This is a genomic window from Geodermatophilus chilensis, from assembly GCF_002802985.1.
GTDB lineage: Bacteria > Actinomycetota > Actinomycetes > Mycobacteriales > Geodermatophilaceae > Geodermatophilus > Geodermatophilus chilensis.
In genome coordinates, this window is sequence record NZ_NVPT01000014.1 from 17,536 (window position 1) to 36,431 (window position 18,896).

Annotated in this window: 17 protein-coding genes and 1 pseudogene; 10 read left to right on the forward strand and 8 right to left on the reverse strand. The window is 73.2% G+C overall.

The window, feature by feature from the left end:
• Nucleotides 1–22: 22 nt before the first annotated feature.
• The 5 genes from CNO22_RS27445 (at nucleotide 23) to pucD (ending at nucleotide 4,668) form a co-directional block, all read left to right on the forward strand.
• Nucleotides 23–199 carry a hypothetical protein gene (locus CNO22_RS27445; RefSeq protein WP_157936787.1) on the forward strand — a complete coding sequence of 59 codons (177 nt, stop codon included), beginning with the start codon at nucleotides 23–25 and terminating at the stop codon, nucleotides 197–199.
• Between the two features lie 175 nt (nucleotides 200–374).
• Nucleotides 375–953 carry a hypothetical protein gene (locus tag CNO22_RS03910; protein WP_100498043.1) on the forward strand — a complete coding sequence of 193 codons (579 nt, stop codon included), beginning with the start codon at nucleotides 375–377 and terminating at the stop codon, nucleotides 951–953.
• A gap of 102 nt (nucleotides 954–1,055) precedes the next feature.
• Nucleotides 1,056–1,916 carry an FAD binding domain-containing protein gene (locus CNO22_RS03915; RefSeq protein WP_100498044.1) on the forward strand — a complete coding sequence of 287 codons (861 nt, stop codon included), beginning with the start codon at nucleotides 1,056–1,058 and terminating at the stop codon, nucleotides 1,914–1,916.
• On the forward strand, nucleotides 1,916–2,386 hold the full coding sequence (locus tag CNO22_RS03920; RefSeq protein WP_100498045.1) for a (2Fe-2S)-binding protein: 471 nt from the start codon (nucleotides 1,916–1,918) through the stop codon (nucleotides 2,384–2,386). Before CNO22_RS03915 ends, CNO22_RS03920 begins: the two co-directional genes overlap by 1 nt.
• Nucleotides 2,383–4,668 (forward strand): xanthine dehydrogenase subunit D, encoded by a 2,286-nt coding sequence (gene pucD / locus CNO22_RS03925; RefSeq protein WP_100498046.1) that lies wholly within the window; start codon nucleotides 2,383–2,385, stop codon nucleotides 4,666–4,668. Before CNO22_RS03920 ends, pucD begins: the two co-directional genes overlap by 4 nt.
• A gap of 126 nt (nucleotides 4,669–4,794) precedes the next feature.
• On the opposite strand, the pseudogene CNO22_RS03930 reads toward pucD, so the two are convergent.
• The 6 genes and pseudogenes from CNO22_RS03930 to CNO22_RS03955 form a co-directional block, all read right to left on the reverse strand.
• Nucleotides 4,795–5,163: pseudogene (locus CNO22_RS03930) on the reverse strand (Hsp20/alpha crystallin family protein); the annotation flags it as partial.
• A 97-nt stretch (nucleotides 5,164–5,260) separates the two neighbouring features.
• Nucleotides 5,261–6,271 carry a CobW family GTP-binding protein gene (locus tag CNO22_RS03935; protein WP_198588084.1) on the reverse strand — a complete coding sequence of 337 codons (1,011 nt, stop codon included), beginning with the start codon at nucleotides 6,269–6,271 and terminating at the stop codon, nucleotides 5,261–5,263.
• The gene (locus CNO22_RS03940; RefSeq protein WP_100498047.1) at nucleotides 6,268–6,546 is read right to left on the reverse strand and encodes a P-II family nitrogen regulator; all 279 of its coding nucleotides are present in this window, start codon (nucleotides 6,544–6,546) and stop codon (nucleotides 6,268–6,270) included. Before CNO22_RS03940 ends, CNO22_RS03935 begins: the two co-directional genes overlap by 4 nt.
• 83 nt (nucleotides 6,547–6,629) lie before the next feature.
• On the reverse strand, nucleotides 6,630–8,132 hold the full coding sequence (locus CNO22_RS03945) for an NCS1 family transporter (RefSeq protein ID WP_100498048.1): 1,503 nt from the start codon (nucleotides 8,130–8,132) through the stop codon (nucleotides 6,630–6,632).
• A 36-nt stretch (nucleotides 8,133–8,168) separates the two neighbouring features.
• On the reverse strand, nucleotides 8,169–9,050 hold the full coding sequence (locus CNO22_RS03950) for a polysaccharide deacetylase family protein (protein WP_100498049.1): 882 nt from the start codon (nucleotides 9,048–9,050) through the stop codon (nucleotides 8,169–8,171).
• Nucleotides 9,051–9,090: 40 nt separating this feature from the next.
• On the reverse strand, nucleotides 9,091–10,110 hold the full coding sequence (locus CNO22_RS03955) for an asparaginase (protein WP_232806770.1): 1,020 nt from the start codon (nucleotides 10,108–10,110) through the stop codon (nucleotides 9,091–9,093).
• 71 nt (nucleotides 10,111–10,181) lie between these two features.
• Between CNO22_RS03955 and CNO22_RS03960 the strand changes: the two genes are divergently transcribed.
• From CNO22_RS03960 to CNO22_RS03980, 5 genes are all read left to right on the forward strand, one after another.
• Entirely contained in the window at nucleotides 10,182–11,231 is a 1,050-nt protein-coding gene (locus CNO22_RS03960; RefSeq protein ID WP_100498073.1) for a LacI family DNA-binding transcriptional regulator, read from the forward strand.
• A gap of 72 nt (nucleotides 11,232–11,303) precedes the next feature.
• Nucleotides 11,304–12,434 carry a 5-methyltetrahydropteroyltriglutamate--homocysteine S-methyltransferase gene (locus tag CNO22_RS03965; RefSeq protein WP_100498074.1) on the forward strand — a complete coding sequence of 377 codons (1,131 nt, stop codon included), beginning with the start codon at nucleotides 11,304–11,306 and terminating at the stop codon, nucleotides 12,432–12,434.
• Between the two features lie 120 nt (nucleotides 12,435–12,554).
• Nucleotides 12,555–14,792 (forward strand): carbon starvation CstA family protein, encoded by a 2,238-nt coding sequence (locus CNO22_RS03970; RefSeq protein WP_100498051.1) that lies wholly within the window; start codon nucleotides 12,555–12,557, stop codon nucleotides 14,790–14,792.
• Between the two features lie 8 nt (nucleotides 14,793–14,800).
• Entirely contained in the window at nucleotides 14,801–15,001 is a 201-nt protein-coding gene (locus CNO22_RS03975; RefSeq protein ID WP_100498052.1) for a YbdD/YjiX family protein, read from the forward strand.
• Nucleotides 15,002–15,194: 193 nt separating this feature from the next.
• Nucleotides 15,195–15,536: a hypothetical protein gene (locus CNO22_RS03980; protein WP_100498053.1), complete on the forward strand. Its 342-nt coding sequence runs from the start codon at nucleotides 15,195–15,197 to the stop codon at nucleotides 15,534–15,536.
• 102 nt (nucleotides 15,537–15,638) lie between these two features.
• Here CNO22_RS03980 and CNO22_RS03985 read toward each other — a convergent pair whose 3' ends face one another.
• Both CNO22_RS03985 and CNO22_RS03990 read right to left on the reverse strand, forming a co-directional pair.
• Nucleotides 15,639–17,162: a phospholipid carrier-dependent glycosyltransferase gene (locus CNO22_RS03985; RefSeq protein WP_100498054.1), complete on the reverse strand. Its 1,524-nt coding sequence runs from the start codon at nucleotides 17,160–17,162 to the stop codon at nucleotides 15,639–15,641.
• Nucleotides 17,159–18,697, reverse strand: a complete 1,539-nt coding sequence (locus tag CNO22_RS03990; RefSeq protein WP_100498055.1) for an NAD(P)/FAD-dependent oxidoreductase — start codon at nucleotides 18,695–18,697, stop codon at nucleotides 17,159–17,161. Before CNO22_RS03990 ends, CNO22_RS03985 begins: the two co-directional genes overlap by 4 nt.
• Nucleotides 18,698–18,896 lie beyond the last annotated feature (199 nt).

Here is an 18,896-nt window from a genome sequence, read left to right on the forward strand (position 1 = left end):
GACCGGAGCCGGACGGTCCCCCGTGGCTCAGCGCCCGACCGGGCGTCAGGGCCCCTCGTCCAGCACCACCGGCCCCGAGGTGCTGGTCTCCTCCCTCAGCGTGTTGCCGCAGTTCCACGGAGCGGGCGCGGGCGTACCGGCACTGGTGCTGCGTGCCCTCGTCCACGTGGTGCTGTCGTCGGCCCACACCTGCTCGTGACCGGAGTGCACCGCGCCCGCGGGGTCCGCACCCGCTGCTGGGTCCGGCGCGCGCTCGATGCAGATGGGCGGGCGCGTCGCGATCCGGCATCGATGCCGTTCGGCGTGTTCGGACTCTCGGTCCGCTGGGCAGGAGGAGGGAGCCCGCCGACCCCGACAGGGAGGACGCCGAGACAGTGCGCCACCTCCGCGCCGCCGCTGCCGCCGCCCCATTGATCGCCCTCGCCGCCTGCGCGTCCCCGGCCACCGGCCCGGCGCCCCAGGCGGTCGGCGTCTCGCCTGCCGCGCAGGCCGTCGCCGCGTCCCAGCCGCAGGGCGGCGGGGACTCCTGCACCAGCCCCGCCGGCTACCGGGTCGCCTTCCCGGCCGACTGGTCGACCAACGCCGACGGCGTGCTGCCGGCCTGCAGCTGGTTCGGGCCCGGCGGCGAGATCGTCGTCCCCGAGGCCTCCGACGTCCGAACCGCGCCGGTCACCCTGCAGGTCGTCGACGCCCCCTTGGCCGAGGTCGCCGTACCGATGCCGGACGAGGTGGCGCGGACCGAGCTCGAGGCAGGCGGCCGGCCGGCGGTGCGCACCGAGCAGGTGACGACCCTCGGCCTCTACCTGGAGGGCACCCGCATCACCACCTGGGCGCTCGACCTGGGCGGTCGCACCCTGGTCGCCGACGCCGTCGAGCTGCCCGGCGGGGACCACGAGCGCGCGGTCGCCGTCCTCGACGAGATGGTGGAGACCGTGGAGGTCGGCGCCGCCTGACTCGCGCGGGCGCCTTGCCAGCGCCCGCGACGCGCTGTTCCCTCTTCGCAACAGACCTCGTGCACAGTGCTCGGCACACCGTGCGGGGGACGAGGAGGGGCGATGGACTTCCTGCAGCCGTCGTCGTGGGACGAGGCGCTCGCATCGCGGGCCGAGCGGCCCGACGCGCTGCCGATCGCCGGCGGCACCGACGTGATGGTCGAGCTCAACTTCGACCGTCGCCGTCCCGGGGCCCTGCTGGACCTGAGCCGCGTCGACGAGCTGCGCGCGTGGTCGGTCGAGGACGGCGCGGTCCGGCTGGGCGCCGGCGTCCCGTACGCCCGGGTGATCACCGAGCTGGCGGACCGGCTGCCCGGCCTGGCGATGGCCGCGCGCACCGTGGGCTCCCCGCAGATCCGGGTGCGCGGCACGGTGGGCGGCAACCTCGGGTCGGCGTCCCCGGCCGGTGACGCGCACCCGCCGCTGCTCGCGGCCGGCGCCGAGGTCGAGGTGGCCTCCGCCGCCCGCGGCACCCGGCGGATCCCCGTCGCGGAGTTCTTCACCGGCGTCAAGCGCAACGCCCTCGAGCCCGACGAGCTGATCGCCGCCGTCCACGTGCGCACCGCGCGAGGGCCGCAGCAGTTCTGCAAGGTCGGCACCCGCAACGCCATGGTCATCTCGGTGTCGGCGTTCGCCCTCGCGCTGCACCCCGACCGGCAGGCCGTGGGCACCGGCATCGGGTCGGCCGCACCCACCCCGCGGCGGGCGCCCGAGGCCGAGGAGTTCCTTGCCGGGGAGCTGGACTGGGCCGGGCGCGCGGCCCTGCCGGAGAGCCTGGCGCGGGCCTTCGGCGAGCGGGTGGCCGCGGCGGCCTCGCCGATCGACGACGTCCGGGGGACGGCGGCCTACCGGCGGCACTCGCTCGCGGTGCTGGCCCGCCGCGCCGCGACGTGGGCCTGGGACGACCTGAGGAGGGCCGCCTGATGCGCGTCACCACCACCGTGAACGGCACCGAGCGCACCGCGGACGACGTCTGGCCGGGGGAGAGCCTGCTGTACCTGCTGCGCGAGCGGCTGGGCCTGCCCGGCGCGAAGAACGCCTGCGAGCAGGGCGAGTGCGGTTCCTGCACCGTCTACCTGGACGGCGAGCCGGTGTGCGCCTGCCTGGTCGCCGCCGGGCAGGCGATCGGCCGCGAGGTCACCACCGTGGAGGGGCTGGCCGAGGGGGAGGCGCTGCACCCGGTGCAGGAGGCCTTCGTCGAGGCCGGCGCCGTCCAGTGCGGCTTCTGCACCCCGGGGCTCGTCGTCGCAGCAGCCGACCTGCTGGCGCGGGTGCCCGAGCCGTCGGACCCGGAGATCCGCGAGGCGCTGGCCGGCAACCTGTGCCGCTGCACCGGCTACGAGAAGATCCTCGACGCGGTCCGGCTGGCCGCCCGGCGGCAGGCGACCCGATGACGACCACGCAGACCGGTGTCCGCACGACCGGCCGGATCGGCGACAGCGCGCAGCGCCCCGACGGCACGCTCAAGGTCACCGGCGAGTTCGCCTACGCCAGCGACCTGTGGCACGACGACATGGTCTGGGGGGTGACGCTGCGCAGCCCGCACCCGCACGCCCGCATCCGGCGGATCGACGTCACCGAGGCGCTCACGGTGCCCGGCGTCAGCGCCGTCCTCACCGCCGACGACGTCCCCGGCGAGAACGCCTACGGCCTCGAGCACGCCGACCAGCCGGTGCTGGCCGCGGAGTTCGTCCGCTACGAGGGCGAGCCGGTGGCGCTGGTCGCCGCCGACCACCCGGAGACCGCGCGCCGGGCGGCGGCGCGCATCCGTGTCCATTACGAGGTGCTGCCGGCCCTCACCGACCCCCGCCGCGCGCTGGACGACGACGCGCCGCAGGTGCACCCCGGCGGCAACCTGGTCCGCCACCTGCGGCTGCGCCGCGGCGACCCCGAGCCCACCGCGCCGGTCGTGGTGAGCATCGACTTCGAGGTCGGCATGCAGGACCAGGCGTTCCTCGGCCCGGAGTCCGGGCTCGCCGTCCCGGCCGAGGACGGCGGCGTCGACCTCTACGTCGCCACCCAGTGGCTGCACGTCGACCAGCGGCAGATCTGCCTGGCCCTCGGCATGCCGCCCGAGAAGGTGCGGCTGACGCTGGCCGGCGTCGGGGGCGCGTTCGGTGGCCGCGAGGACCTCTCGGTGCACGTGCACGCCTGCCTGCTGGCGCTGCGCACGGGCAGGCCGGTGAAGATGAGCTACGGCCGGGAGGAGTCCTTCTACGGGCACGTGCACCGGCACCCGGCGACGATGACCTACGAGTTCGGCGCCGAGCGCGACGGCACCCTCGTCTACGCGAAGGCCCGCACCCTGCTGGACGGCGGCGCCTACGCCTCGTCGACGGCGGCGGTGGTGGGCAACGCCGGGCTGCTCGGCCTGGGCCCGTACCGCATCCCGTCGGTGGCGGTCGACGCCTACGGGGTGTTCACCCACAACCCGCCGTGCGGGGCGATGCGCGGCTTCGGCTGCGTTCAGGCCGCCTTCGCGCACGAGGCGCTGATGGACGAGCTCGCCGCCGCCGTCGGCGTCTCACCGGTGGAGATCCGGCAGCGCAACGGCTTCGTCGAGGGCGACCGCACCGTCACCGGCCAGGTCATCGACTCCGCCGCGCCCGTCGCCGAGCTGCTGCAGCGGGTGGCCGACCTGCCGTTGCCGTCCGCGCTGCCCGAGCGGCCCGACCTGCTCGACCTGCCCGGGGCGGTGGGCAACACCACCCACGGCGAGGGCGTGCACCGCGGCGTCGGCTACGCGGTCACCTACAAGAACATCGGGTTCTCCGAGGGCTTCGACGACTACTCGACCGCGCGGGTGCGCCTGCAGGTGGTCGCCGGTGAGGCGGTGGCCACCGTGCACACCGCGGCCGCCGAGGTCGGCCAGGGGCTGGTCACCGTGCAGCAGCAGATCGCCCGCACCGAGCTCGGCGTGGAGCGGGTGGTCGTCGTCCCGGCCGACACCGCGGTCGGCTCGGCCGGGTCGACGTCGGCGTCCCGGCAGACCTACGTCACCGGCGGCGCGGTCAAGGCCGCCTGCGAGGCGGTGCGGACGGCGGTGCTGCAGCGGGCCGCCGTCGCGCTCGGCCGGCCGGTCGCCGGCCTGGCCCTGGACGGCGACAAGGTCGTGGGTCCCTCGGGCGAGGTGCTCGCCGGGCTGGGCGAGGTGCTCGGGGACGACGCGGTGGAGGAGACCGTCGAGTGGCGGCACCGGCCCACCCACGCCGTCGACCCGGAGACCGGCCAGGGCGACGCGCACGTGCAGTTCGCGTTCTCGGCGCACCGCGCGGTGGTCGACGTCGACACCGAGCTCGGCCTGGTCAAGGTGGTCGCCCTCGACACCGCCCAGGACGTCGGGAGGGCGATCAACCCCGATGCCGTCGTCGGCCAGATCCACGGCGGGTCGGCGCAGGGCATGGGACTGGCGCTCATGGAGGAGGTGGTGGTGACCGACGGCCACGTGCGCAACCCGTCGTTCACCGACTACCTGCTGCCGACGATCCTGGACATGCCGCCGATGCGGGTGGAGGTGCTCGAGTACGCCGACCCGCACGCGCCCTACGGCGTCCGCGGGGTAGGGGAGCCGCCGACCATCTCGTCGGGCCCGGCGGTCGCCGCCGCGGTGCGCGCCGCCTGCGCGAAGCCGCTGCGCCGGGTGCCGATCCGCCCGGAGCACATCACCGGCACCTGACCGTCGCGCGTCGGTGGCCCGAGCGGGTCGACCGGCGCGCACGCGGGGCGGGTCAGCTGGTGATGGGATCCGCCGCGGCTTGGCCTGCGCGGACTTCGGCACGTGCACCGTCAGCACGCCGTCGTGCAGCTGGGCGCTGACGTTGCCGGCGTCGACGTCGCCCGGCAGGGTCACCGAGAAGTGGAAGCGGCCGACCCGGCGGGTGCGCCGGTGCAGGATGCCCTTGCGCTCCTTCTCCTCGACGTCGCCGGAGACCGTCAGCCGGCGGTCGTCGAGCTGGATGTCGACGTCCTCGCGCGCCACGCCGGGCAGGTCGAGCTCGACGGTGTAGGCGTCGTCGGTCTCCTCGACGTCGGCCAGGGGTGACCACTGCTCCAGGGCGCCGCTCAGTCCGGACTGCCACAGCGTGTTCACCCGCTCGTAGAGCTCGTCCAGCTCGCGGAGGGGGTCCCACCGCACGGCGGAGCGCGACGCGGAACGGGCGGGAAGGCTCATGCTGCGTCCTCCTCTCGAGGTGTCGTCGTCGTGTCCGACACCTCTGAGAACCTGTAGTGGTCGCTGCAGATTCCCTGGGAGGGCGGCCGATACCGACTCAGCCGCGCGGCGTCGGGGGCGGGGTGACCCCGCCCGCGGGGGTGGCAGCGGGTCGCCGCCGAGCGAGGAAGTCCCGCAGCGCCGCCACGACCTGCGCGGGCGGCAGGTCGCGGGTGATCAGCACGAGGGACGACGTCCGCGGTCCGTCCCAGCGCGGCAGGTGCCGCGGCGGGTGGACGACGTGCTGGACGGCGTCGAGCACGACCGGCCCGTCGCCGCCGGTGTCGAGGAGCGCCTTCATCCGCAGGATGCGGTCGCCGTGGGCGTGCAGCAGCGCCGAGACCCACACGGCGAAGCCGGCCCAGTCGACCGGACCGTCGAGGGTGACCGACGTGGAGGCGACGCCGGCGAGGTGACGCTCCGCCGGGAGCGGGGCGACGGCGGCGGCGGCCGCTGCGGCCGAGGCGACAGGGGTGGTGGCGAGGTCCACCTCAGCGGGGGACACGACCGGGGCCGCGGGGTTGAGCCGACGCAGGTGCGCGGCGACGTCCTCGGCGGCCGCACTGGGCACCAGGTCCGTCTTCGTCAGCACCAGCAGGTCGGCGCACACGACCTGCTGCAGCCACTCCGGACCCTGGTCGGCGCCCCGCGCGACGGCCTGGGCGTCGACGGTGACGACCACCCGGTCGACGGCGAAGTGGTGCCGCAGCGTCGGGGAGGCCTGCAGGGTCGCGACCACCGGGGCGGGGTCGGCCAGGCCGGTCGTCTCCAGCACGACCCGGCGGACCGGATCGACGTGGTCGGCGTCCTCCGTCGCGAGGAGCTCGTGCAGTGCGGACTCGACGTCCGACCGGGTGGCGCAGCAGACGCAGCCACCGGGCAGCACCACGGTCCGCTCGTCGACCTGGCGCAGCTGGTGGTGGTCGAGCCCCATCTCGCCCAGCTCGTTGACCAGGACCGCGGTCGAGCGCAGGTCCGGGCGCGAGAGCAGGTCACGCAGCAGCGTGGTCTTGCCGCTGCCGAGGGCGCCGGAGACGATCGTCAGCGGACGCACGCCCGGCACGCTCACGGCGTGCTCCCGGCCTCGAGCGGGTCGACCGGCCGGCCGCGCATCCGCTCGGCCTCGGCCCAGAGCGTCCCCAGGTCGCGGACCAGCACCGTGCGCCCCCGGCCGTTGGCCAGCTGGTAGCCGCGGCCGCGCCACTCGCTCACGGTCAGGCCGGTGCCCTCGAGCAGCGTCCGCACCGCCTGCAGCCGCTCGTGGCGGTGGCGTGCCGTGCCCGCCCCCGGGTCCCGGTCGCTCCAGTGGTCCTGCGGGGACAGGTCCCCGCACAGTCCGCACATCGGGTACCTCGTCCTCGGTCGCGTGGGGGGAGCCGCCGGCCCGGCCTGCTCTGCTCGCAGGCCGGGCCGGCGGGGTCGTGCGCTCAGAGATCCTCGCGGGTCACCGCGATCTCCGAGCCGGCCGGGACCCGGCGCAGCCCCGTGGCCTCGTCGTAGGCCCACTCCTGACCGGCGCTGGTGCCGAGGAACTCGTCGGAGAAGCCGGACGTGACCTCGGCCTGCGGGTGGCGCGGGACGATCCAGAACCTCATCAGCAGCAGGTAGACCAGGAAGCCGACCGGGAGGCCGACCAGGTAGGCGTACTGCAGCTGCCACAGCGCCAGGCCGCCGGCCACCACCCAGGCGATGAGCCCCGCCGGGTTGACGCCGCCGCTGAACCGGAACTGTCCGTTCGCGTCGTACAGCGCCGGGACGTTCAGCCGCCGACGCCGCACCACGTAGTAGTCGGCGATCATGATGCCGCCGACCGCCGAGAGCAGGGCCCCGTAGTAGCCGAGGAACGTGAACAGGTTGTCCAGGATCAGCCAGGGGAAGGCCAGGGTGCCCACGACGGCGGCGAGCGCGACGCCCCACTTGTACGGCAGGCGGGGCGCCCCGGCGTTGACGAAGGTCAGCGCCGCCGGGATCAGGTTGGCCGCGTTGTTCGTCGACCACTGGGCCAGGATCACCAGCGCCAGCAGCACCACGAGGGTGACGCCGGAGCTCGTGCCCTGGATGACCGTGACCGGGTTCCAGTCACCGGCCGCGATGAACGACACCGCGCCGATGAGCGCGACGAAGGTCTGGGTCACCGGCAGGGCGATGAACTGGGCGATGAAGACGTTGCGGTTGCGGCGGGCGAAGCTGCGCGCCCCGCTCTCGGTCTTCACGAACCGGGTCAGGTTCGGGATGTCGACCGCCAGGGCGGACCAGAACGCCATGTTGGCCACGAAGAGCGTGAACGCGGAGATGGGGGTGTCACCGGCGAAGGTCCAGATGTTCTGCCCGTTGGTGCGGGCGAGGTCCTCGAGGTTGAAGTACATCCACACCGACACCGCGATGATCGCGGGGGCGGCCACGGCGGCGAGCCGCTCGACGGCCTTGATCCCCATGGCGGTGTTGATGACCTGCACCACGGCGAAGACGACGTACCAGAGGAACCAGGCGCTGAAGCCGGTGAAGTACTCGACGATCCCGTTGATGGCCAGCGCACCCAGGTAGGTCTGGATGCCGAACCAGATCGCCGCGACGATGCCGCGGGACACGGCCGGCAGGTGCGTGCCCACGGTGCCGAACGGCGCGCGCAGGTAGACGGCGAACGACAGGCCGTGCTCGGTCCCGATGTCGGCGGTCAGGGTCATGACCACCGCCAGGGCCGCATTGGCGAGGAAGATGGTCAGCAGCACCACCGGGAGCGGCAGGCCCGCGACGCCGTTGGCGCCCAGCTGGAAGGTGGCGATGATGACCGCCATCCCGATCCAGATCCAGACGAAGCCCAGGGCGCCGATGGTGCGGTGGCGCAGCCGGACCGGGAGGATCGCCTCCTCCAGCAGGTGGTTCCTCGGGCGCCGGCCGGCACCCGCCCGGGGGTCGGACGCAGTGGTCATGGAGTTCTCCTCGTCGAGAGCTGCGGGGGAGCCGGTTCAGCCGTTGCGCGGCGAACGGCGGATGAAGTCGTCGGCGATCTCGTCGAAGGTCGCCCAGCGGACGCCCTCGTGGCCGTTGATGTGCTCGATGAGCCGCTCGAGCATCAGGAGGACCTGCGGCCGCCCCGAGACGTCCGGGTGGATCGTCATCGTGAAGACGGCGTAGTCGTGCTCGCGGTAGACCCAGTCGAACTGGTCGCGCCACATCTCCTCGAGGTGGCGGGGGTTGACGAACCCGTGGCTGTTCGGGCTGGCCTTGACGAACATCATCGGCGGCAGGTCGTCGAGGTACCAGTTCGCCGGGATCTCCACCAGCTCGGTCTCCCGGCCCCGCACCAGCGGCTGCATCCAGGTGTCGGCCGGCTGCGAGTAGTCGATCTTGGTCCAGCTGTCGCCGACGCGGACGTAGTAGGGCTCGAAGTCCCGGTGCATCAGCGAGTGGTCGTACTTGATGCCGTTCTCGAGCAGCAGCTCGTTCGTCACGGGGGAGAACTCCCACCACGGCGCCACGTACCCGGTCGGGCGCCTGCCGCTGAACTTCTCGGCCAGGTCGATGGTGCGCAGCAGGACGGTCTCCTCCTGCTGGCGGGTCATCGCGATCGGGTTCTCGTGCGAGTAGCCGTGGATCCCGAGCTCGTGACCGCCGTCGATGACCATGCGGGTCTGGTCGGGGAAGGTCTCCATCGAGTGGCCGGGGATGAACCACGTCGTCCGCAGGTCGTTGCGGCGGAAGAGCTCCAGCAGCCGGGGGGTGCCGACCTCGCCGGCGAAGATCCCGCGCGAGATGTCGTCGGGGGAGTCCTCCCCGCCGTACGAGCCGAGCCAGCCGGCCACGGCGTCGACGTCCACGCCGAACGCCACGAAGATCTCCTTGGGCATGTCCTGTCCTCTCGTGTGGGGGTGTGGGGGGTGCTGCCGATCAGGGGCGCACGTGGGGGTGCAGCAGCTCCGTGGCGCGGCCGGCGTCGCCGCCGGCGGCCAGCGCGAGGGTGAGCAGGACCCGTGCCTTGGCGGCGCGCAGGTCGCCGGCGAGGACGGCGCCCGCCGCCGCGAGGTCGGCACCTCCGCCGGCGCCGTAGACGGGGCTGACCGGCCCGGCGTGGCACCGGGACGTCACGAGGACGAGCAGCCCTGCGGCCAGGACCTGCTCGGTCGCCCGCAGCACGTCCGGGGTGACGTTGCCGGCGCCGAAGGCGTCCAGGACGAGGCCGCGGGCACCGGCCTGGCGCGCGGCGCGGACGAACGTCCCGTCGGCCCCGAGGTGCAGCGGGACGACGTCGACGCGGGGCAGCGCTCCGTCGATTGTGTCCAGGTCGAAGGCGGGTCGGCGGCGCGGCGTGGCGAGGAGCCGCACGGTCTCCGGGTCGATGCGACCGAGTTGGCCGCCGTCCGGCGCGGCGAAGGCGTCGAGCGCCAGTGTGTTGACCTTGGTGACCTGTCGGGCGGACAGCACGCGCCCGGCCATGGCGACGACGACGCCAATGTCCCGGGCGGCCGGCTCGCTGGCGAGGCGGACGGCGTCGCGCAGGTTGTGGGGTCCGTCGGCGTCGGCCGACTCGGCGTTGCGCTGCGCTCCCGTGACGACGACCGGCACCGACCCGTCGTGGACCAGATCCAGGAAGTAGGCCGTCTCCTCCATGGTGTCGGTCCCGTGGGTGACGACGACGCCGTCGGCCTCCTTGCTCGCCCACCGGACCCGGTTGGCGAGTTCCCGCACGTCGGGGAGGGTCAACCGGTAGCTGCCGACCCGGAAGACCTCCTCCGCGGCGATCGACACACCCTCGACGGGGACGACCGCCCGCAGCACCTCGTCAGCGCTGTCGGCGGCGACCACTCGCCCGTCGGCGGCGCGGCGGGACGCGATGGTCCCGCCCGTGGTCAGGACGCGCACCAGCGGCATGAGGTCGTTCCTCCGGGTGGGGTAGGTGACTGCGCTCACCGTGCAATCGATTGCAGGAAAGGTAGGAGAACGATTGCAGCGAGTCAAGGGGGTCGTGTAGGAAAGTGGTCGTGGACCTCACGCACCCCGAAGGCGGCGAGCGGGTGACCCTGCGCGACGTGGCGGTGCGGGCTGGCGTCCACGTCTCCACCGCGTCACGCGTGCTGCGCCGCCGGGACCGGGGTACCGAGTCGCGGGGACGGCTGTCGGACACCGCTGAGCGGGTCCGGCGCATCGCCGACGAGCTGGGCTACCGGCCCGACCCGTACGCCGCGAGCCTGAGGACACAGCGCACCGACACCTTCGGGGTGCTGGTCCCGGCGCTGACCGACCTCGTGCTCGCCACCATCTACGACGCCATCGAGGAGACGGCCAAGGAACGCGGCTACGACACGTTCGTGGCCAACACCCGGGACGACCTGGAGGAGCAGCGCAGGCGGGTCGACCTGCTGCTGGACCGCAGGGTCGACGGGTTGATCCTGGGCGACGCGCGCCTGGACAGCACTTTCGTCGACGAGCTGGCCGCCCGCGACGTCCCGTTCGTCCTGACCAGCCGTCGACACGGAGCCCACCCCTCGGTGACCTGCGATGACGAGCTGGGGGGACGCCTCGCCGCACAGCACCTGCTCGCCCTCGGGCACCGGCGGGTGGCGGTCGTGGCGGGCGAGCCCTACGCCAGCACCGGCCAGGACCGGACCCGCGGGTTCCTCGATGTGTGCCGCGAGAGCGGGGTGCGGGTGCCGGCCTCGCGGGTCCTGCACAGCCGCTTCGACGTCGCGGGCGGTCGCGCCGCCGCCGAGCGCCTGCTCGCCGTGCGCACGCCACCGACGGCCGTCTTCGCGGTCAACGACTTCGCCGCCATCGGCGTCATGGGCGCGCTGCGCGACTACGGCATGCGCGTGGGGGAGGACGTGGCGGTGGTCGGCTACAACGACGTGCCGATCGCGCGCGAACTCCCCGTGCCACTGAGCACCGTGCGCAGCCCGCTGCGGGAGATGGGGGAGCAGGCCGTCGCTGCGCTCTGCGCCCGCCTGGACGGGCAGGACATCGGTGTGGTCCGGCTGGCACCCGAGATGATCCGGCGGGCCTCCAGCGTCCCGGTTCGACGGGACCAGGGGTAGGTCGACCAACGGGACGGTGACCGACCGCCCGTGGACCTGCGTGAGAGCCGGGCCTCGACCAAGCTCGGGAGCATGACCGACACCTCCGGACCGCCGTTCCGCGCCGACCACGTCGGCAGCCTCCTGCGACCGCAGGACCTGCTCGAGGCCCGGGCCCGCTTCGCCGCCGGGGAGATCGACGACGCCGAGCTGCGCGGCGTCGAGGACGCGGCGATCGCCGACGTCGTCCGGCTGCAGGGGGACGTCGGCCTGCGCACCGCCACCGACGGCGAGTTCCGCCGCGCCTCGTGGCACATGGACTTCATCTACGCCATCGACGGCATCAGCAAGGTCACCGGCGAGGACATCGTCGTCCACTTCAGGAACGCCAACGGCACCATCGACTTCACGCCGGCCGGGCTGCACGTCGACGGGCCGCTGTCGATCGACGAGCCGATCTTCGGCGCCGACTTCGCGTACTTGCAGGGGCAGGTCTCCGAGCGGCAGACGGCCAAGCTCACGATCCCCTCGCCGTCGATGGTCCACTACCGCGGCGGCGCCGCGGCGATCGACCCGGCCGTCTACCCCGACGAGGACGCCTTCTGGGACGCGCTGTCGGCGGCCTACGCCCGGCAGGTGCGGGGCATCGCCGCGCAGGGCTGCACCTACCTGCAGCTGGACGACACCAGCCTGGCCTACCTCAACGACCCCGCGCAGCGCGCCGAGCTGGCCGCGCAGGGCCGCGACGCCGAGCACCAGCACGAGCGCTACATCCGGCAGATCAACGCCGCGCTGGCCGGCCGGCCGGAGGGGCTGACGGTCACCACGCACATGTGCCGCGGCAACTTCCGCTCCTCGTGGGTGGCCGAGGGCGGCTACGACTTCGTCGCCGAGGCGCTGTTCGGCGGGCTGGAGGTCGACGGCTTCTTCCTCGAGTACGACGACGCCCGCTCCGGCGGGTTCGAGCCGCTGCGCTTCGTGCCGCCGGGCAAGCGCGTCGTCCTGGGGCTGGTCACCACCAAGCGCCCGGAGCTGGAGCGCAAGGACGATCTCAAGCGGCGCATCGACGAGGCCGCGCGGTACGTGCCGCTCGAGCAGCTGGCGCTCTCCCCGCAGTGCGGGTTCTCCTCGACCGTGGAGGGCAACGCCCTGACCCGGGACGAGCAGATCGCCAAGCTCGCGCTCGTCGTCGAGACCGCCCAGGAGGTCTGGGGGGACGCCTGAGCCGGTCACGACCCGGCCGCGGGGCTCCTCTTGGTGGGCCGAGCCCCGACCTTGGGATGCTCCCTGCGTCCAGACGGCAGCGTCGTCCGGGCGCTGTCTGCGCACGCAGGGAGGGATGACGTGTCCACCACCGTCAGCAGGCCCGACACCGACGGCGGAGCCCCGGGAGGGGGCGGCCGCCGTCGTCCGTCACCGAAGAGCGTCCTCGTCTGGACGGCGGTGGCAGCCGTCGGCGCCGTCGCCTGGACGGTGCTCGCCCTGTCCCGCGGTGAGTCGGTCTCGGCGCTGTGGATCCTCTTCGCCGCGCTGGCCTCCTACGCCATCGCCTACCGCTTCTACGCCCGGTTCATCGCCTACCGGGCCCTGGGCGTCGACGACCGGCGGGCCACCCCGGCGGAGCGGCTGCAGAACGGCCGCGACTTCGACGTCACCGACCGGCGCGTGCTCTTCGGGCACCACTTCGCCGCGATCGCCGGCGCCGGTCCGCTGGTCGGGCCGGTGCTCGCCGCGCAGATGGGCTACCTGCCCGGCACCATCTGGATCATCGTCGGCGTGATCTTCGCCGGTGCGGTGCAGGACATGACCGTCATGTTCTTCTCGATGCGGCGCAACGGGAAGAGCCTCGGCCAGATGGTCCGCGAGGAGATCGGGATCGTCGGCGGCATCGCGGCGCTCATCGCCGTCTTCGCCATCATGATCATCATCCTGGCCGTGCTCGCGCTGATCGTGGTGAACGCGCTCGCCGAGTCCCCGTGGGGCGTGTTCTCCATCGCCCTCACCATCCCGATCGCCCTGTTCATGGGCGTCTACCTGCGGACGCTCCGCCCCGGCCGCGTGCTGGAGGCCACCGCGATCGGCGTCGTCCTGCTGCTGGCGGCGGTCATCGGCGGCGGCCTGATCGACGACACCGGGCTCGGCGACGCGCTGACGCTGTCGAAGGAGTGGCTGGTCCTCGCCCTGGTCGTCTACGGGTTCGTCGCCTCGGTGCTGCCGGTGTGGCTGCTGCTCACGCCGCGCGACTACCTGTCGACGTTCATGAAGATCGGCGTCATCGTCCTGCTCGCCATCGGCCTGCTCCTCGCCCGGCCGGTGCTGCAGGCCGACGCGGTCACCGATTTCGCCCGGGAGGGCACCGGCCCGGTCTTCGCCGGCTCGCTGTTCCCGTTCGTCTTCATCACCATCGCCTGCGGCGCGCTGTCGGGCTTCCACGCCCTGATCTCCTCCGGGACGACACCGAAGATGGTGGCCAAGGAGAGCCAGGTCCGCCTCATCGGCTACGGCGGCATGCTGATGGAGTCCTTCGTCGCCATCAGCGCGCTCATCGCCGCCGTGGTCATCGACCAGGGGCTCTACTACGCGATGAACAGCCCGGCCGGGGCCACCGGCGGCACCGTGGAGAGCGCGGCCGCCTACGTGAACGGACTGGGATTCGACACCACGGCGCAGGACCTGGCGGCAGCCTCCGCGCCGGTCCAGGAACCCAGCCTGGTCTCGCGCACCGGCGGCGCGCCGACCCTGGCCGTCGGCATCGCCAACATCCTGTCCCAGGCGTTCGGCGCCGGGATGGCGGCCTTCTGGTACCACTTCGCGATCATGTTCGAGGCGCTGTTCATCCTCACCGCCGTCGACGCCGGCACCCGCGTGGGCCGGTTCATGCTGCAGGACACGATCGGCAACGTCTGGAAGCGCTTCGGTGACCTGTTGTGGCGGCCGGGCAACATCATGGCCAGCGCCGCGGTGGTCGGGCTGTGGGGCTACATCCTCTACGTCGGGGTCACCGACCCCCTGGGCGGCGTGAACCAGCTCTTCCCGCTGTTCGGCATCGCCAACCAGCTGCTGGCCGCCATCGCCCTGACCCTGGTCACGGTGCTGCTGATCAAGCACGGCAAGGCCAAGTACGCCTGGGTGACGGGGATCCCGCTGGCCTGGGACCTGATCGTCACGATGACGGCGAGCTGGCAGAAGGTGTTCTCGGCCGACCCGAGAGTCGGCTACTTCGCGCAGCGGCAGCGGTACGCCGACGCCGAGGCGGCAGGGGAACTCCTGGCGCCGGCGCAGAACGCCGACCAGATGGACCGGATCATCGACAACTCGACGCTGAACGGCGTGCTCCAGGCCGTCTTCGCGGTGCTCGTGCTCGTCGTGCTCGTCAACGCGGTGGTCGTGATCGCCCGCGCGCTGCGGGCCGGCGGGCCGGTGCCGACCACCGAGGAGCCGGCGGTGCCGTCGTCGATCGTCGAGCCGTCCGGGCTGTTCGCCACCGCCGAGGAGAAGCGGGCCATGGCCGAGCAGGAGCGGCTGGTCGGCGCGGGCGCGCGGGGCCACGGCACCTTCACGGAGGAGGGTCCGTCACGGTGAGCGGGGGGATGGCTCCCGCCGTCAGGTCGGCCGCCGGCCGCGCCTGGCGCGGGGTGCGCTGGTACCTGCGCGAGTGCAGCGGCGAGGCCCGCTGGGACGACTACCTGCGGCACTGTGCCGAGCACGGGCACGAGCCGATGAGCCGGCGGGAGTTCGAGCGGCGCCGCGCCGACGAGGCGGAGCGCAACCCGGTCAGCCGCTGCTGCTAGGCCGACCGACGACCGCGGCCCCGGTCCCCGCACGGGGACCGGGGCCGCGGCGTGTGCGGGTCGCCCGGCTCGCCCGTCACGGGAGACCCGCGGCGTCACACCCGTGTGCGGGGACGTCCACCCGGCGCCCACGGCTGCCGAGATCGAGGGCACGTTGCCATGGCCCCGCAGGCCCGTCCGAGAGGTGGCACCCGTGTCCGTGCCGTCGTCGTCCCCCTGGCGCAGCCGCCGCACCGAGCTGTGCACCGGCATGTCCCTGCTCGCCAGCGCGGCGGCCGACCTGGGGGTCGGCGCCCGACCCGAGGTCCGCGTGCTGTGGGACGGCCGGCTCTGGCTCGACGAGCTCGGGACGGCGGTGACCGCGGTCGAGGTCTACCAGGCCGCCCGCGGTCTGGTCGCCGCCCAGCTCGACGCCATCGCCGACGTCTCGCGCCGGCCGGTGGAGGACCACGCGCTCGCCTGGCTGGTGACCCTGCAGACCAACGAGGTCATGGTCGGCCTCGAGGACCTCGACCTGGAGGGCGACGCGGCCTGAGAAAGGACCCCGTCCTCCCCACCCTTCGCAGGCTCAGGGCGGGCCCCGGGACGGGGCCGGCGGCGGGATCCTGCAGGGGGCCGGGGACGCGGCCGACGTGGCTCAGCGGGCCGCCGGCGCGGCCTCGGGCCGGGGCTCCTCCGCGGGGTCCTGCCCGCCCCGCCGGCGTCGCAGCGAGACCCCGCGCAGCGCCAGCGCGGCGGCCGGGGGCAGCACGGCCAGCGTCGGCAGCACGTAGCGGAAGTCGAACGAGGCGGTCGCCGCGGGACCGGCCATCAGGGTGAGCCCGACCAGCGCCAGGAGCGCCGGGTCCAGCCGGTCCCGCCAGTCCCGCCGGCGCAGGAACAGCGCGCCCAGGCCCACGACCATGCACACGCCCAGCAGCGGGCCAGGGGTGTAGAAGTAGCGCTGGTACGAGCGCAGGTTCCCGACCATCTCCTCGTCGTAACCGTACGGCCCGGGAGCGAGCACCGGCGTGCACTCGTACTGCTCCACCCGATCCGGGTAGGGGAACGCCCACCACGTCGGGCAGGTGTCCTGGGGGCCGGAGACCCGGCCGGGCTCGACGTAGTGCACGGTCTCCGAGAGCAGCTGGCGCAGGTAGTCCCACGGCTGCCCCTTGATGGCGATGGTGGCGAACTCGGCGAGGTCCTCCTCCGACCACACCGGTTCGCCGTCCACCACGGCGTTGGCCGGGCTGTCGGCGAACCAGACGAACTGGTCGCCGGGGCGGCGCTCCTCCGGCGGCAGCGTCGGGCACAGGGGCTGGAGCCGTTCGGGCATGTCCACCTCCTCGCACTGCACGAAGGTGGCGACCCGGCCGTAGAGGAAGTGCCCGGTGTAGTCGGTGATCGCGACCGAGCCGTGCACGCTGCCGAACCAGGCGGCGTAGGGCACCAGCACCGCGGCGACGCCACCGAGGAACGCGAGGACCGCCGGCCAGCGCAGCGTGCGGACCAGCAGTCGGACGACGAGGTAGACGAAGACGACGCCGATGAGGAAGAGCCCCACGGTGCGGGTGAGGGTCAGCAGGCCCAGGACGACGCCGGCCCCCGCCACCAGCAGCGGTCCCGGGCGCTCGCGGACGAGCAGGAGCACCAGCGCGAGCGCCATGAGGAACACGAAGAGCGTCTCGGCCAGGATGAAGTGCTCGATGTTCAGCAGGTAGGCGTCGAACCCCAGCGGCAGGACGGCGAGCACGCTCAGCCAGCGGGCCACGCCGCGGCGCTGCAGCAGCACGTACAGCAGCACCATGACGGTCAGGCCGAGCACGTGCTGGACGATCGCCACCTCGCGGAAGGTGGTGACCGGGTTGAGCAGGGCCAGGAACGCCGAATAGCCCCAGGGCCGGTCGACGGCGGGCTCGACCCACGCGGCCCGGTCGACGTAGGTGCCCGAGTCGGGGAACCACAGCGCCGTCGAGTACGCCGCGGTCACGTAGCCGCGCGCGACCGCGGCGAGGACCAGCGCGACGAGGAAGACGGCGTGCCGGCGGGCCAGCCGCAGCGTGCCGGCGGCCAGGCCCGGGCGGGCCGCGTCGGAGGCCCCGGACGCGGACGCGCCCGCCGCCGGCGCGGGGTCCTCGGGGAACTCCGGCCGGCGACGGGCGCCTGGTACCTGCGTCACGCCGCGGTGGGGCGGGGACTCCCGTGGTCGTCCGCCGTGGCGTCCGGACGCTGCGAGGAGACCTCCTCGTGGTAGTCCTCCTCCACGTTGACGTCCCAGATGTCGTGCGAGGTGCCGTCGGCGATGTTCTGCACGGTCAGCATGGCCGTGAGCATCGAGTGGTCCTGGTTGTTGTAGCGGAACATGCCGTTGCGCCCGACCGGGTGCAGGTTCGGCGTGTGCTCCTCCATCCAGCGCCGGATGACCTCGACGTTGTCCTTGTACCCGGCGTCGTAGAACGGGTAGGCCTTGGGCATCCGGACGACGAAGCCGCGCTCGACGTCGGCGGCCTTGGCCAGCCCCAGGTGCTCGAGCTCCCGGGCGCCCTGGGCGATGAGGTCCTCGTCGGACCGGTTCCAGGTGTCGTCGCCGACGTTGACGAAGAACTCCAGGCCCAGGCAGGTGCGCCCGTCCTTGACCAGGTACGGCGACCAGGAGCCGAAGTTCTGGATCCGGCCGACCTGGACGTCGGGGGAGTGGATGTAGATCCAGTTGTCGGGGAAGCCGGCCTCGACCGGGAGCACGAGCGCCACGGTGAGGAAGTCGCGGTACTTCAGGCCGTCGGCCGCCGCCAGGACCTCCGCCGGCGGCTTCGGGTCGAGGGCGTGCACCAGCGAGGAGAACGGCATCGAGCTGATGACGTGGTCGGCCTCGTAGCGCTTCTCGGCGCCGACGTCGGTCCGGGTGGCCGCGGGCGCGCCCGCCTCGGCGCCGTAGCCGCCGGTGACCACCGTGGTCAGGCTGGTGACCCCGCGACCGGGCTCCCAGTGCACGGTGCGGACCTTCTCCTCCATGACCACCGTGCCGCCGCGCTCCTGCACCTTGCGCGCCGCGGTCTCCCACATCATCCCGGGCCCGTACTTCGGGTACTGGAACTCCTCGATGAGGGAGGTGATCTCCTTCTGGTTGCGCTTGGGGGTCAGCGCGTTGATCACCGCACCGGTCAGCGACAGGTTCTTGATCCGCTGCGCGGCGAAGTCGGCCGGCAGCTGGTCGACCGGGACGCCCCAGAGCTTCTCGTTGTAGGTCTTGAAGAAGTGCTGGTAGAGGCGCTTGCCGAAGCGGGCGACGATCCAGCCCTCGAGGGTGTCCTGGTTCTTCGGCGGGCGGATCCGCGCCCACAGGTAGGACGCCACGCAGCGCGCGGCCTCGACCGGGCCGAGGTTGCCCAGGGCGTTGCTCGCCTTGAGCGGGTAGTCGTAGAGCTTGCCGTCGTAGAAGATCCGGCTCATCCGCGGCCGGAGCAGGAAGTCCTCGTCGGGGAGGATCTCGTGCCAGAGCGCCTCGACCTCGGGGACCTTGGTGAAGAAGCGGTGGCCGCCGATGTCGAAGCGCCAGCCTTCCCGCTCGGCGGTGCGGCTGATGCCGCCCACCATCGAGTCACCCTCGAGCACGGTGACCGGTACCTGGCGACGGACCAACTCGTAGGCGGCGGTCAGCCCGGCGGGGCCGGCGCCGATCACGGCCACGCTGGTGCGGTTGCCGTCGGTGGTCATGGACTCTCGCCTTCTCGCTGTTGGACCCACGACGACGCGGTCGGGACGGCCCCGGCCGTTCCGGACGACCCCGTCCCATGGGATTGACACATCGGATTGCACGGTACCGGGGGCCGCTCTCGGGCGGCCAAGTCGACTCCGTGCCGTGGACGCAGCGCGGCCCCCGTCCTCGGGTCGAGGATGGGGGCCGCGGAGCGTC

Excerpts from the sequence above, each read along its gene's own strand:
- CNO22_RS03915 (WP_100498044.1), top strand. The coding sequence starts at position 1,056 with ATGGACTTCCTGCAGCCGTCGTCGTGGGACGAGGCGCTCGCATCGCGG.
- CNO22_RS03920 (WP_100498045.1), top strand. The coding sequence starts at position 1,916 with ATGCGCGTCACCACCACCGTGAACGGCACCGAGCGCACCGCGGACGAC.
- pucD (WP_100498046.1), top strand. The coding sequence starts at position 2,383 with ATGACGACCACGCAGACCGGTGTCCGCACGACCGGCCGGATCGGCGAC.
- CNO22_RS03990 (WP_100498055.1), bottom strand. The coding sequence starts at position 18,697 with ATGACCACCGACGGCAACCGCACCAGCGTGGCCGTGATCGGCGCCGGC.
- CNO22_RS03975 (WP_100498052.1), top strand. The coding sequence starts at position 14,801 with ATGGCTCCCGCCGTCAGGTCGGCCGCCGGCCGCGCCTGGCGCGGGGTG.
- CNO22_RS03940 (WP_100498047.1), bottom strand. The coding sequence starts at position 6,546 with ATGTGCGGACTGTGCGGGGACCTGTCCCCGCAGGACCACTGGAGCGAC.
- CNO22_RS03950 (WP_100498049.1), bottom strand. The coding sequence starts at position 9,050 with ATGCCCAAGGAGATCTTCGTGGCGTTCGGCGTGGACGTCGACGCCGTG.
- CNO22_RS03945 (WP_100498048.1), bottom strand. The coding sequence starts at position 8,132 with ATGACCACTGCGTCCGACCCCCGGGCGGGTGCCGGCCGGCGCCCGAGG.
- CNO22_RS03965 (WP_100498074.1), top strand. The coding sequence starts at position 11,304 with ATGACCGACACCTCCGGACCGCCGTTCCGCGCCGACCACGTCGGCAGC.